Origin of the sequence: Roseovarius sp. S88, assembly GCF_037023735.1 — a bacterium.
In the GTDB taxonomy this organism is placed as follows: domain Bacteria; phylum Pseudomonadota; class Alphaproteobacteria; order Rhodobacterales; family Rhodobacteraceae; genus Roseovarius; species Roseovarius phycicola.
In genome coordinates this window covers 3278970-3291658 of the sequence record NZ_CP146069.1, presented here as the reverse complement: position 1 = coordinate 3291658, position 12689 = coordinate 3278970, and the positions used below count along the sequence as shown (strand labels likewise).

The window sequence follows — 12689 nt, the reverse complement described above, 5'->3', positions numbered from 1 at the left end:
AGCAGCCCCCAATAGGGCCGCTAAAAAGGTCGCATCTGGTTAGCGTGCCGCGTTGTCAGAGGTCAATTGGAACACGACGTTAAAACCGTCGAAATGCGCCAGTTTTCGACCATGGCACGCGGATTTCATCCAAGCGGCCAATGAAATGTAGGTCTGATTGCTATGTCCTATTGCATTCGGAATGAAGGTCGGGTCATTCTGTCGCGCATTGTTCACGATGCTGATTGGGGTGGCCAGGGCCGCCCACGTTGCCATGAGGGGCACAAGATAAATGGAAAAGATCCCGATGACTCAGGCCGGATTCGCGGCTTTGGAGGCAGAGTTGAAACATCTCAAGTCCGAGGAACGCCCGGCGATCATTCAGGCGATTTCAGAGGCACGTGAGCATGGCGATTTGTCGGAGAACGCTGAGTACCATTCTGCCAAGGAAAAGCAGTCTTTTATCGAGGGTCGGATCAAAGAGTTGGAAGGTGCCATCAGCCTGGCGGAGGTCATTGACCCTGCGAAATTGTCAGGTGCCATCAAGTTTGGGGCCACCGTGACTTTGGTCGATGAAGATACTGATGAGGAAAAAACCTATCAGATTGTTGGCGAATACGAGGCCAATATCGAAAAGGGTCTTTTGAACATAAAATCGCCGATTGCACGGGCTTTGATTGGCAAGGAAGCGGGTGACAGCGTAGAAGTGCGCACGCCGGGCGGTGAAAAGTCTTATGAAGTGCTGAAGATTTCGTATCTTTAAAAAAGTATGACCATGTCTGAGCAGCAGGACACATCAACAACCCCTTTGGGTATCTACAATCGGCCTCAGACCGAACGCATCACGTCCATTGAGGTGATTGCGCTTGCGCTGACGATTTTGTGGCTTTTGGGCTCGGCGATTTTCTTTTTCTTGCTCGAACCGCTCAGTAGCCCGCCGCAGGGCGGGGGTGGCATGCATCTGATGTTCTTGCTTTTGGGAATATTCATGCCTGTGGCGATGATTTGGGTGGCGGCGATAGCGGCGCGGTCCAATAAACTGATGCGTGAAGAAAGTCAGCGGTTACAGACGGCAATCGATGCGATTAGACAAGCATATGTCGCGCAAAACCAGTCCAGCAGCGTGGTCACGCAGCCTTCTGTGGCGCGCAAGCTTGATGAGATTGCCGCGTCTCAACGCAAGGCCGAGACCGTGCTGGCGACCTTTTCCTCAACGCGCCAGCCGTCACCTCCGCCCAAGCCGAAGCTTGAGCCTGAAGTGATGTCAGAGGGGCAGGTTGCGCTGCCATTGGGAACGCCCGCCGAAGATATTGAGCCGCCGTTGGCCACCGTGGACTTCATCAAGGCGATGAACTTTCCCGAAGATGCGGAGGACAAAGAAGGATTTGCAGCCCTGCGTCGGGCATTGAAGAATCGCAAGACGTCCAAGTTGGTGCAAGCGTCGCAGGACGTTCTAACGCTGTTGTCACAAGATGGCATTTACATGGATGATCTGCGACCGGATATGGCACGTACCGAAATCTGGCGCCGCTTTGGGGCGGGTGAACGGGGGCGCGCGATTGCGCCGCTGGGAGGCATCAGGGATCGATCATCGCTTGCCCTGGCGGCGGCGCGGATGAAGCAGGACACGATTTTCCGGGACTCGGCGCATCACTTCCTGCGGCTTTTTGATCGGACAATCTGTGAGTTCACAGAAACGGCGAATGACGCCGAGATTGCAGAGTTGTCCGACACGCGTACGGCGCGGGCTTTCATGCTTTTGGGTCGTGTGGCTGGTACTTTTGACTGACGTCACAGTGGCTTAGAGATCACGTTCATCATTCTGTTGCCCGATCCACTGGTTCGGTTCAATATGGCCTTCGGACAGGGAGACGACAGTCATGCGGAAATTCTTGGTTGTGCTGGATGACAGCCGCGAGTGCCTCAATGCCATGCGCTTTGCCGCTCTGCGCGCAGCGCATACCGGAGCAGGGGTCGAAATTTTGGCCGTGATTCCGCCAGAAGAGTTCAATCACTGGATCGGTGTGGGTGACATCATGCGCGAAGAGGCGCGGGAAAGGATCCACGCGCATTTCGAAGTTTTTGCGAAATGGATGCGCGACAAACAAGGGATTGACCCGGAACTGGTGATCCGAGAGGGCGACCCGATGACTGAGATCCTGTCGCAAGTGCAGGCCGATCCGGAAATTGGCGTCTTGGTTCTAGGGGCAGGGACCGACAAGAAAGGTCCGGGGCCACTGGTTTCTTATCTCACGAAGAACTCGGGCAACTTGCCGATCCCGGTCACGATTGTTCCAGGTGATCTGAGCAAGGAACGATTGGAAACGATCACTTAGGTTCGCCAATTTAGAATCGTTCCAAACCTTGACTCTGAGGGTGTAGCTGCGCATATCGTGAGTGACCCCAGCGAAAGGCCGGACCTATGTTTATTCAGACAGAATCGACCCCCAATCCCGCAACATTGAAATTCTTGCCAGGCCAAGCTGTGCTTGAAGCTGGAACCGCGGATTTTCCGAACCAAGAGGCTGCCGAGAAATCGCCGCTGGCGGCGCGCGTGTTTGGGGTGGAGGGTGTCACGGGCGTCTTTCTGGGCAATGATTTTGTGACCGTGACCAAAGCCGAAGATGTCGAGTGGGACCATGTAAAACCCGCCATTCTCGGCGCGATTATGGAGCATTTCCAGTCGGGCCAACCTGTGATCATCGGCGAGGCGGCTGCCTCGGGTCACGCGGATCATGATGGCGAAGACGCCGAGATCGTGGGTCAGATCAAAGAGCTTTTGGACACGCGGGTGCGTCCGGCTGTTGCGCAGGATGGCGGCGACATCACGTTCCACGGGTTTGAGCGAGGCGTTGTGTATTTGCATATGCAAGGGGCATGTGCGGGCTGCCCATCTTCAACAATTACCCTGAAAATGGGGATTGAGAACCTGCTGCGGCACTATATTCCCGAAGTGACCGAGGTTCGCCCCGTCGGTCTTTGACATCCATGAATGAACCGCCCTTGATCCTGGGCTTTGATACGTCCGGGCCTTGGTGTGGTGCCGTGCTCTTGCATGGCGAAATGGTCCTGTCGGATTTTTATGAGGATATGCCGAAAGGTCAGGCCGAAGCGCTTCTTCCGGTTCTGGAGGGGTGTCTTGAACGTGGCGGTGCGACGTGGCGTGATCTCTCTGCGATTGGCGTAGGCGTGGGGCCGGGAAATTTCACTGGTATCCGAATTTCGGTCTCCGCTGCACGCGGATTGTCTTTGTCGCTTGGAGTGCCCGCCGTTGGTGTGGATTTGCTGGACGCGCTGGCTTTGGAGGCAGACGACCCTGTGATCAGCAGCCTTACTGCGCCGCGCGAGCATGTTTATGTCGCTGGTTTTGGGACGCATGCCAAAATTACAAAGCAAATGATCGCGCTCGTGGATGTTCCTGCAGACTGGGCTGAACCGGGTCTTAGGTGCATTGGGACTGGTGCTGCGGTTTTGGCGGAGCATCTGCGTGTCGAGGTCGCGCCTGCCAAATATGCACCGGGGTCTGCCGTAGCGCGCATTGCGGCACAGCGTTGGCAAACTGAGACAGCACGACCTGCTCCGCTCTACCTTAAACCGCCAGATGCTGCGCCGTCGCGAGATACAGCGCCGGTGATGTTGGATCATGACGCCTGAGGACCTGGCGGTCTTGCACGAACGCGCTTTTGAGGGGCAGGGCCGATCCTGGACTGCCAGTGAGTTTTCGGAGCTGTTACAAAACCGTGCCGTAGCCTTGATAGGAGACAACCGCGCCTTTGCGCTTGGGCGTCTGGTTGCAGATGAAGCTGAGTTGTTGACGCTGGCTTGCGATCCGATATGTCGCCGTCAGGGCTTGGCACGTGATCGGCTTGATGCATTGCTGCGCGAAGTCAAAGCCAAAGGTGCTCTGCGGATCTTTCTGGAAGTGGCTTCCGATAATCTGGCAGCTATTTCTCTGTATCAAAAAGCGGAGTTTGTCCAAATCGGCCGACGTAAAGAGTATCACGACACCCCAAACGGCCGCGTGGACGCGATTGTCATGGAAAAGCGTTTGTGATGCTCTGAGATGGCGGTGCTGTGCCCAGCACGGCTGAGGTCGTAGGCGTCAAAGCTGCGTGCGATCATGCGAGTGAGGGACCGAGCCTCGGGAGGCACAAAGAGGCCGTCATTTCGCACATCCAAAATGCCTTCAAACTCATTTGAAGTTTTTTGGAGCATGTCTTGGACGCGCTTGCGGGGGACGTCGAAACTGTCGCAAATCTCATCGGTTGAAATGTGAAAATCACACATGACCGCTTCGATCAGGCGTGCACGCATCAGATCCTCGCCCTTGAAGCAGTGTCCACGGCTCGTTGCGAAATTACCCGCCCGGATTGCCTTGGTGTAGGCGCCGGTCGCAGAGGCGTTTTGTGCGTAACCTTGAGGGAACCTAGAAATTGCCGAAGCTCCAAGCCCAACCAACGCTTCAGCCGTGTCGTCCGTGTAGCCCTGGAAGTTGCGACGCAGACGTCCGTCAGCTTTGGCTATGCTGAGGCCATCTTCGGGCGTTGCGAAATGGTCTATGCCGATTTCCTGGTATCCGTCCCAGGCAAAGAGCCTGCGGGCGGTTTCAAAAAGCTCAAGCCGTTCTTCGGGGGTAGGCATCGCGTCAGATGGGATCAATTGCTGGCGTTTGGCCATCCACGGCACATGCGCATAACCATAAAGCGCCACGCGATCCGGCGAGAGCGACAAAAGCTTTTGCACGCTTTCAGTGATGCGTTTGCGGTTCTGATGCGGCAGGCCGTAAAGAATGTCGGTGTTTAGGCTTTTGATCCCACGCGCGCGAATGGCTTCGACAGCGTCGCGCGTGATCTCATAGCTTTGCAGCCTGCCAATGGTTTGTTGGATGATTGGGTCAAAATCCTGCACGCCGATGGACGCGCGGTTCATACCGGCGGCGGCCAAGGCATCAAGGCGCGCCTCGTCAATCTCATTGGGGTCGATTTCGACAGAAAATTCTGTGTCTGAACCAAAAGGAATTGTCTCGCGAATCTTCCCTGCCAGTTCGGTCATCATTGGTGCTGATAACAGGGTGGGCGTTCCACCACCCCAATGCAGGCGCGACAAAGAGATGCCTTCCGGCAAAGCCTCTTTCAGCAGATCGAGTTCGGCTTTCAGAACTTTGAGATAGGCAATGACCGGCGCATCGTTCTGCGTGCCTTGCGTGCGGCAGGCACAGAACCAGCACAGCCGACGGCAGAATGGGATGTGCAGGTAAAGCGAGATGGCGCTGCCTTTGGGCAGGGTCTCAATCCACTTGCGGAAATGGCCATCCTGCACATCTTCTGAGAAATGCGGAGAGGTCGGATAGCTTGTGTACCGCGGCAATTTGGCATCGAACAAGCCGAGCCGCGCCAGTTGTGTTTTCTCAATCATATCTATAATCTTAAGTAAGGGTGTCCAATTTTACTTTGATCTCGATCAAACGCGGAGCTTGTGGAGGCGTATGCTAACCGACCTGAAAAACCCTGCACCGCGGGATTGTGGCGATTGTCCTATTCGCCATCGCGCCGTGTGCGCGCGGTGCGAAGCTGATGAGTTGGAACAGTTAGATCGCATCAAGTATTACCGAAGCTTTGAGGCAGGCCGTACAGTCATCTGGGCCGGTGACCAGATGGATTTCGTGGGATCGGTTGTGACAGGCATTGCGACCTTGACGCAAACCATGGAAGACGGGCGCACGCAGATGGTGGGCCTTCTTCTCCCTAGCGATTTTGTTGGGCGGCCTGGTCGTGAAACAGCCGCATACGATGTGGTTGCGGTGTCTGACATGGTAATGTGCTGTTTTCGCAAAGGTCCTTTCGAAGAGATGATGGTGCACACACCACATGTGGCGCAGCGGCTTTTGGAAATGACGCTGGATGAGCTAGACGCGGCGCGGGAATGGATGCTGCTGCTCGGTCGCAAAACTGCACGTGAAAAGATCGCCTCCTTCTTGTCGATCCTGGCACGTCGCAACGCGACACTGAATTTGGGCAAGACCGATGCCGGGCTTACGTTTGACCTTCCTTTGACGCGGGAGGCGATGGCGGATTACCTCGGTTTGACGCTTGAGACAGTGAGTCGTCAGATATCGGCGCTCAAGAAGGACGGTGTCATTGTGTTGCAAGGCAAGCGGATGGTCAGTGTGCCAGATTTTGACAAATTGCTCGATGAGGCCGGGGACGACAGCGACGGCGGTATGTTGAGCTAAAGCGCTTCGGTTTTTGCTTGAGACATCAGACGAGGTCGAAGCATGTGCTTGGATTTCACAACAATGTGAATGAGATAGGCGCATTGAAAGCGCTCAGATGTGCTATGCGATTTTAAACACCGTATAGGACATTGCCGGATAGGTCATTGTGAAAAAGAAATCCAAAGTTAGACAGCCCGCGAAATCAAAAAAGAACCAACCCAAAGCCCAGCAAACAGCCGCGGTTCCGGACAGGCGTAAATTTCTTAGCAAAATGGCGTGGATTGGTGGCGGTGTTGTTGTGTTGGGTGGCGCAACATTGTTTGGAACGCGATCGGTGTTGGCCAAGGTGGCGGAGCGTGATTTGACGCGTTTGGGTCAAGGTGTTCCAACGGTTGTACAAGTCCATGACCCGCAATGTCCGACCTGCAACGCATTGCAAAGTCAGACGCGCCAGGCCCTCAAGGGATTTGGCCAAGACGAGTTGCAATATTTGGTGGCGGACATCAAAACCCAAGAAGGACAATCATTTGCCGGTCGCTATGGCGTACCGCATGTGACGTTGTTGTTGTTCGATGGCGAGGGCAACTTGGTTGAGACCTTGCAAGGTATGCGACCGGCTGCAGAGCTGCGCCCTGCATTTGAGCGATTGGCCAAGTAAAAGATATCACCGAGCCATTAGGATGGGCACCGGAGCGCGTTCTAACATTCCGCGTGTCGCTCCGCCGAATACAGCTTCGCGAAAGCGGGAATGCCCGTAGGCCCCCATGACAATCAGGTCCGCCTGCGTGTCGAACGCATGGCGAGACAATACATCTGACACACGTGGTAGTTTTTTTGACAGCACATCAATGTCGACTTTGATGCCATGTCGCGCAAGGTATTGTGAAAGCAGACCGCCGGGATCAGACCGATCCGGACCATGATCAGACGGGTCGATGATCACAACGGTGACTTTTTGCGCTTGTTTAAGGATGTCTAAACTTGCGCGGATCGCCTGCAGCGCTTCCGGGCTTTCGTTCCAGCCAATCATGATGTGTCTTGGCTGCGTTGAGGTTGGCGCGTCATCACACAGGATCAATGTCGGAGCATGCGCGTCGAACATAACGGATTCGGTCAAAGGCTCTGCTTCGGGCCCTCGATTTGGTCCGTAGGGCGCTGGCAGGATTGCCAAATCTGAAAATCGCGCCTTGGACGCAACCAAATGTCCCATGTCGACCAGTTGGGCCATGCCCTGGCTACACGACCAATGGATGTCTGTTTGTGTGTTCAGAACTTCGCGAACAACGCCTTCTATCTCGAGGGCCTCCTGCTGACACGACTCCAGCCGATCGGACAATGCAACTGCGGTGCCACCGGCAAAAAAGAAATCTGTGCTGAAGCGGTTCACACCAAGGCAAAGGACGTCGAGATGCGCCTTGTGTTCGGCGGCAAGAGCGGCTGCATGAGTCAGAGCGGGTTTTACAAGCGATGCATTGGAGAAGGCGCAAAACAAGTTTTTCCAGGCCATCAATGGGTCCTTTCAATAGTCGCCGAATTTATGAATTCTATGTGAGGCACTTTTTGAGTGCTTTGATGTCAATCAAACGCGACACTTTCCTTCGAAGGCTTTGAAAATCTTGACTCAGATCAAGGTAGCCCCCCGGCCTTCTGTCCATAAGCAGGCATGTCTGAAAGTGCCTGCACGTGTGCTCAGCTCGTGCAGAGAAGCGACAAAGGGACAAGAAAATGCTGAACTATATCAAGCTTATCGCGTTGGGGCTCATCACCTTTTTCGCGTTGATTGCGGCAAACTACGCCCGCGATCTGGCCTATCTGGTCAACGCTTTGACGATTGCACTCGTGGCGGGCGGATTATTCGTCTGGGTACTGCGTAACACCGATGAGCCCGCCGATACGCGGGATTATTCTAATGAATACATGGATGGCGTGATCCGCGCTGGGGTCATCGCAACGGCACTTTGGGGTGTCGTTGGATTTCTGGCCGGTACATTCATTGCTTTCCAATTGGCCTTTCCGGCGCTCAACTTTGAATGGGCGCAAGGCTATATGAATTTTGGGCGTCTCAGACCGCTGCATACCAGTGCGGTGATCTTTGCTTTTGGGGGCAATGCCCTGATCGCGACGTCCTTCTATGTGGTTCAGCGCACTTCGGCAGCACGTCTCTGGGGCGGCAATCTTGCTTGGTTCGTGTTCTGGGGTTTTCAGCTTGTTATCGTTCTGGCGGCTGCTGGCTACGTGCTTGGGGCGACACAGGGTAAGGAATATGCAGAACCTGAATGGTATGTCGATTGGTGGCTGACCATTGTCTGGGTGGCCTATCTGGCGGTCTTCGTCGGCACGCTGGTGAAACGCAAGGAGCCGCACATCTATGTGGCAAACTGGTTCTATCTAAGCTTCATCATCACGGTCGCCATGCTGCACCTGATCAACAACCTGTCGATCCCGGTCTCTATCTGGGGCTCGAAGTCGGTTCAGCTTTTCAGTGGTGTTCAGGATGCCATGACACAGTGGTGGTACGGCCACAACGCGGTGGGCTTCTTCCTGACCGCCGGGTTCCTGGCGATGATGTACTACTTTGTTCCAAAGCAGGCTGGTCGCCCGGTCTACAGCTACAAACTGTCGATCATCCACTTCTGGGCGCTGATCTTTCTGTATATCTGGGCGGGTCCGCATCACTTGCACTACACCGCTCTGCCGGACTGGGCCTCGACCCTTGGCATGGTGTTTTCGGTGATCTTGTGGATGCCCAGCTGGGGCGGCATGATCAACGGTCTGATGACTCTCTCAGGTGCCTGGGACAAGCTGCGTACCGATCCCGTGATCCGGATGATGGTGATCAGCCTTGGCTTCTATGGCATGTCGACCTTTGAAGGACCGATGATGTCGATCCGCGCGGTCAACAGTCTGTCGCACTACACCGACTGGACCATTGGACACGTGCATTCCGGCGCGCTGGGCTGGAACGGCATGATCACCTTTGGCTGCCTCTACTTCCTGGTGCCGAAGCTGTGGAACAAGGAACGGCTTTACAGCCTCAGCCTTGTAAGTTGGCACTTCTGGCTCGCCACGATTGGCATCATCCTCTACGCCGCATCCATGTGGGTGACCGGCATCATGGAGGGCCTGATGTGGCGCGAAGTGGATGCCAACGGCTTCCTGGTGAACTCTTTCGCGGACACCGTTTCTGCTAAACTGCCGATGTATGTGGTGCGCGGTCTTGGCGGGGTGATGTTCCTGAGCGGCGCAATCATCATGTGCTACAACCTTTACATGACCGTTCGTCGGAGCCCGGCTGTTGAAGCCGATAACTCCGCGGTCCCGGCCGAATAAGAGGAGGGACAGAAAATGGGAATTCTCGACAAACATACAGTTCTTGAAAAGAACGTAACCCTGTTGGCAATCTTTGCCTTCCTCGTGGTGACCATCGGGGGGATCGTGCAAATCGCACCGCTCTTCTGGCTGGAAAACACGATCGAAGAGGTTGAGGGCATGCGCCCCTATACACCTCTCGAGTTGGCCGGGCGTGACATCTACATCCGCGAAGGATGCTATGTCTGCCATAGCCAGATGATCCGCCCGATGCGGGACGAAGTCGAACGCTATGGGCACTACAGCCTTGCGGCAGAAAGCAAGTATGATCACCCTTTCCAATGGGGATCGAAGCGCACCGGGCCAGATCTGGCGCGTGTGGGCGGGCGGTATTCGGATGCCTGGCATCTGGACCACCTGCGTGATCCGCAATCTGTGGTGCCAGAGTCGGTCATGCCAAAATACGGCTACCTCGAAGACCGCCTGATCGATGGTGAATACGTCGGTGATTTGCTGAAGACGCATCGTTTCGTGGGTGTTCCTTACACCGACGAGATGATCGAAAACGCCCAGGCTGACTTCCTGGTTCAGGCGAACCCTGATGAGGATTTTGACGGGCTTCTGGAGCGCTACGGCGAGACCGTTCAGGTGCGTAACTTTGATGATGCTCCGGGCATCAGCGAGGCTGATGCGCTGATCGCCTATCTGCAAATGCTGGGTACTTTGGTTGATTTCTCGACCTTCACACCCGTGGCCAGCCGGTAAAGGAAAAGACGCATGGAAACCTATACATTTCTTCGCGCCTTCGCAGACAGCTGGATGCTGTTGGCGCTCTTCACCTTCTTTGTTGGCGTGGTCATCTGGGTCATGCGCCCTGGTGCCACAAACGCCTATGACAGCGTGTCGCGAATTCCCTTCCGGCATGAAAATGCACCTGTGTCCGATATCGGACCTGCCTCTGAGGAGGATTGAGACATGGCTCAAAAACCAGAAGATAAACCCGATGTCGGAACCACAGGTCATGAGTGGGACGGTATCGAAGAGCTGAACAATCCTTTGCCACGCTGGTGGGTCTGGGTGTTCTACATCACCATCATCTGGGGCCTTTGGTACACGGTGGCTTATCCCGCCTGGCCGATGATCTCGGGGGCGACTGAGGGCTATATGGGTTGGTCCACGCGTGCAAATGTGGCCGCTGATATCGAAGAGGCTGAAGCGGCCAACGCCGAGATTAACACTAGGCTGGCCAGTGTCGAACTCACTGAGATTACCAGCGATGCAGAGCTTCAGGGCTATGCCCGTTCTGCCGGTGAGGCGGTGTTCAACACCTGGTGCGTGCAGTGTCATGGCCGTGAAGGTGGTGGATTTGTCGGTTACCCGACTTTGTCAGATGACGACTGGCTCTGGGGTGGTACGATGGAAGACATCCATCTCACCATCAGCCATGGTATCCGCAACGAGGAAGACCCCGATGCGCGGTATTCGGAAATGCCGGCCTTTGGACGCGATGAGTTGTTGGCCGAAGAAGAGATCGTGCAAGTGGTCAACTACGTGATGTCCTTGTCCGGTGAGGCGCAGGACCCTGCTCAAGTTGAGCCGGGTGCAGTGGTCTATGCTGACAATTGCGCGGCGTGCCATGGCGAAGCGGCGGAAGGCGATGTCTTTCAGGGGGCACCGAACCTGAATGACGCGATCTGGCTCTATGGCGGAGACTACGCATCTCTCATGGAAACAGTGAACAACGCACGTTTTGGCGTCATGCCCAACTGGAACAGCCGCCTGACTGAGGCTGAGATCCGCGCTGTCACAGCCTACGTCCACCAGCTTGGTGGCGGCGAATAAAGTTTAAGAACGATCCCCGGCGTCAGATGATCCCGAGGACATAGCACCGACCTTTCCCTCCTGTTCGCGCATTTTTGGAAAGGTCGGTGCTTTTTTTATCGGCGACCCCAGATCAAAGAACCAGAACGACGCCAGCGCCGCCCGCGCCAAGGCCAGGGATCACCTCTGGACACGGGCGGCTGTACCGGTGGGAGCAAGGGTCGTTTATACACGACGGCGGGCCACACGGTGTGCTTCAAGTTCGGCGCCAGCGCGGGTGTCAAACCGTTCTGAGGCTGGCCAATGCGACCGAACACGACCATTGGTCATGGAATCAGTCCGGGTCGCAGTGCGGAACGTATCTGAAAATATAGATAACATATCGTTTCCTTTCTTTGCTGGATCATGTCTTTATTTATGGGGAAATATGCGCAAATATGCGACTCAGGAAAAAATCATAGATGTAAGTAAAAATTACATATGGATTGGAAAGACCTACCTCCTCTGACGTCTCTGCGTGCCTTTCATGCACTGGCTGAAACCGGCTCGGCTGTTGCGGCTGGGACGATGCTCAATGTCAGCCACGCAGCGGTGAGCCAGCAACTCAAAGCGCTTGAGAGTCATATTGGTGTTCCACTGGTTGACCGATCAGGACGATCCTTGACGTTGACGCCAGCAGGAGAAGAACTGGCCGAAGCCCTGAAATCCGGATTTGGAACAATGGCGCGCGCCGTGGCGACTTTGACAGGCGCGGATGCAAACAGGCCTGTACATGTATCTACCACGTCGCTTTTTGCGACGACCTGGCTGATGCCGCGGCTTTTGGATTTTCAATCTAAACATCCCGAGATTGATCTGATGGTGAACCCGTCTGCCGAACTCTTCGACCCCGAACCGGGAGGCATCGACGTAGGCCTGCGCTTTGGGTCTGGCGACTGGCCGGGTTTGAGCTCTGAAATGCTTGTGCCGACGGATATTGCGGTTACAGCAGCGCCATCCTTGGTCGGTGATTGCGTGATCGAATGCCCGGCAGACTTGCTTAAATTCCCTTGGCTCGAGGAGCTAGGCACAAGTGAATCAACTGATTGGCTGCGCAAGCATGGTGTGGTTGAGGGGCGGGCCAAACGGATCACGCAAGTGCCGGGCAACCTGATGCTGGATGGTGCTCGTGCTGGTCAGGGGGTCATCAGTACGGCTATGTCCTCGGTCAAAGCCGATATCGAGTCAGGGCACTTACGTTTGCTGTTTTTGGACCGAGGTGAGACCGGGTATCACATCGTGACCCGGCCCGGAATAATGCGACCCAAGGCGAAGGCGTTTGTGACATGGCTCAAGCGGCAAAAATCATCGGCTTCTGAATGACATA

General features: G+C 55.2%; 16 protein-coding genes. 13 read left to right on the top strand and 3 right to left on the bottom strand.

What is annotated here, in order from left to right:
• Window positions 1-39: 39 nt before the first annotated feature.
• On the bottom strand, window positions 40-255 hold the full coding sequence (locus RZ517_RS16680) for a hypothetical protein (RefSeq protein WP_338549253.1): 216 nt from the start codon (window positions 253-255) through the stop codon (window positions 40-42).
• A 16-nt stretch (window positions 256-271) separates the two neighbouring features.
• On the opposite strand from RZ517_RS16680, the gene greA reads away from it, so the two are divergent.
• From greA to RZ517_RS16650, 6 genes are all read left to right on the top strand, one after another.
• Window positions 272-742: a transcription elongation factor GreA gene (gene greA, locus RZ517_RS16675; protein WP_338549252.1), complete on the top strand. Its 471-nt coding sequence runs from the start codon at window positions 272-274 to the stop codon at window positions 740-742.
• Between the two features lie 12 nt (window positions 743-754).
• Window positions 755-1768 carry a hypothetical protein gene (locus RZ517_RS16670; RefSeq protein ID WP_338549251.1) on the top strand — a complete coding sequence of 338 codons (1014 nt, stop codon included), beginning with the start codon at window positions 755-757 and terminating at the stop codon, window positions 1766-1768.
• A 91-nt stretch (window positions 1769-1859) separates the two neighbouring features.
• On the top strand, window positions 1860-2315 hold the full coding sequence (locus RZ517_RS16665) for a universal stress protein (protein ID WP_317056827.1): 456 nt from the start codon (window positions 1860-1862) through the stop codon (window positions 2313-2315).
• A gap of 86 nt (window positions 2316-2401) precedes the next feature.
• A complete protein-coding gene (locus tag RZ517_RS16660) occupies window positions 2402-2962 on the top strand; it encodes a NifU family protein (RefSeq protein WP_317056828.1) in 561 nt (186 codons plus the stop codon).
• 5 nt (window positions 2963-2967) lie between these two features.
• On the top strand, window positions 2968-3633 hold the full coding sequence (gene tsaB / locus RZ517_RS16655) for a tRNA (adenosine(37)-N6)-threonylcarbamoyltransferase complex dimerization subunit type 1 TsaB (protein ID WP_338549250.1): 666 nt from the start codon (window positions 2968-2970) through the stop codon (window positions 3631-3633).
• Window positions 3623-4033, top strand: a complete 411-nt coding sequence (locus RZ517_RS16650; protein WP_338549249.1) for a GNAT family N-acetyltransferase — start codon at window positions 3623-3625, stop codon at window positions 4031-4033. Before tsaB ends, RZ517_RS16650 begins: the two co-directional genes overlap by 11 nt.
• Here RZ517_RS16650 and hemN read toward each other — a convergent pair.
• A complete protein-coding gene (gene hemN / locus RZ517_RS16645) occupies window positions 3979-5394 on the bottom strand; it encodes an oxygen-independent coproporphyrinogen III oxidase (protein ID WP_338549248.1) in 1416 nt (471 codons plus the stop codon). The genes RZ517_RS16650 and hemN overlap by 55 nt on opposite strands.
• Before the next feature lie 70 nt (window positions 5395-5464).
• On the opposite strand from hemN, the gene fnrL reads away from it, so the two are divergent.
• Both fnrL and RZ517_RS16635 read left to right on the top strand, forming a co-directional pair.
• Window positions 5465-6211 (top strand): transcriptional regulator FnrL, encoded by a 747-nt coding sequence (fnrL, locus tag RZ517_RS16640; protein WP_338549247.1) that lies wholly within the window; start codon window positions 5465-5467, stop codon window positions 6209-6211.
• A gap of 253 nt (window positions 6212-6464) precedes the next feature.
• Entirely contained in the window at window positions 6465-6851 is a 387-nt protein-coding gene (locus tag RZ517_RS16635; protein WP_338549246.1) for a thioredoxin family protein, read from the top strand.
• 6 nt (window positions 6852-6857) lie between these two features.
• On the opposite strand, the gene RZ517_RS16630 is transcribed toward RZ517_RS16635, so the two are convergent.
• The gene (locus RZ517_RS16630; protein ID WP_338549245.1) at window positions 6858-7700 is read right to left on the bottom strand and encodes a universal stress protein; all 843 of its coding nucleotides are present in this window, start codon (window positions 7698-7700) and stop codon (window positions 6858-6860) included.
• Between the two features lie 218 nt (window positions 7701-7918).
• Between RZ517_RS16630 and ccoN the strand changes: the two genes are divergently transcribed.
• The 5 genes from ccoN to RZ517_RS16605 all read left to right on the top strand — a co-directional run bounded on the left by ccoN (window position 7919) and on the right by RZ517_RS16605 (window position 12685).
• Window positions 7919-9523, top strand: coding sequence for a cytochrome-c oxidase, cbb3-type subunit I (ccoN, locus tag RZ517_RS16625; protein WP_338549244.1), 1605 nt, complete (start codon window positions 7919-7921; stop codon window positions 9521-9523).
• A gap of 15 nt (window positions 9524-9538) precedes the next feature.
• Complete coding sequence (ccoO, locus tag RZ517_RS16620; protein ID WP_317056836.1) at window positions 9539-10267, top strand: cytochrome-c oxidase, cbb3-type subunit II; 729 nt, start codon at window positions 9539-9541, stop codon at window positions 10265-10267.
• A gap of 12 nt (window positions 10268-10279) precedes the next feature.
• On the top strand, window positions 10280-10474 hold the full coding sequence (locus RZ517_RS16615; protein WP_338549243.1) for a cbb3-type cytochrome c oxidase subunit 3: 195 nt from the start codon (window positions 10280-10282) through the stop codon (window positions 10472-10474).
• A gap of 3 nt (window positions 10475-10477) precedes the next feature.
• Window positions 10478-11344 carry a cytochrome-c oxidase, cbb3-type subunit III gene (ccoP, locus tag RZ517_RS16610; protein ID WP_338549242.1) on the top strand — a complete coding sequence of 289 codons (867 nt, stop codon included), beginning with the start codon at window positions 10478-10480 and terminating at the stop codon, window positions 11342-11344.
• Between the two features lie 459 nt (window positions 11345-11803).
• A complete protein-coding gene (locus RZ517_RS16605) occupies window positions 11804-12685 on the top strand; it encodes a LysR family transcriptional regulator (protein ID WP_338549241.1) in 882 nt (293 codons plus the stop codon).
• The last annotated feature ends 4 nt before the right edge of the window (window positions 12686-12689 follow it).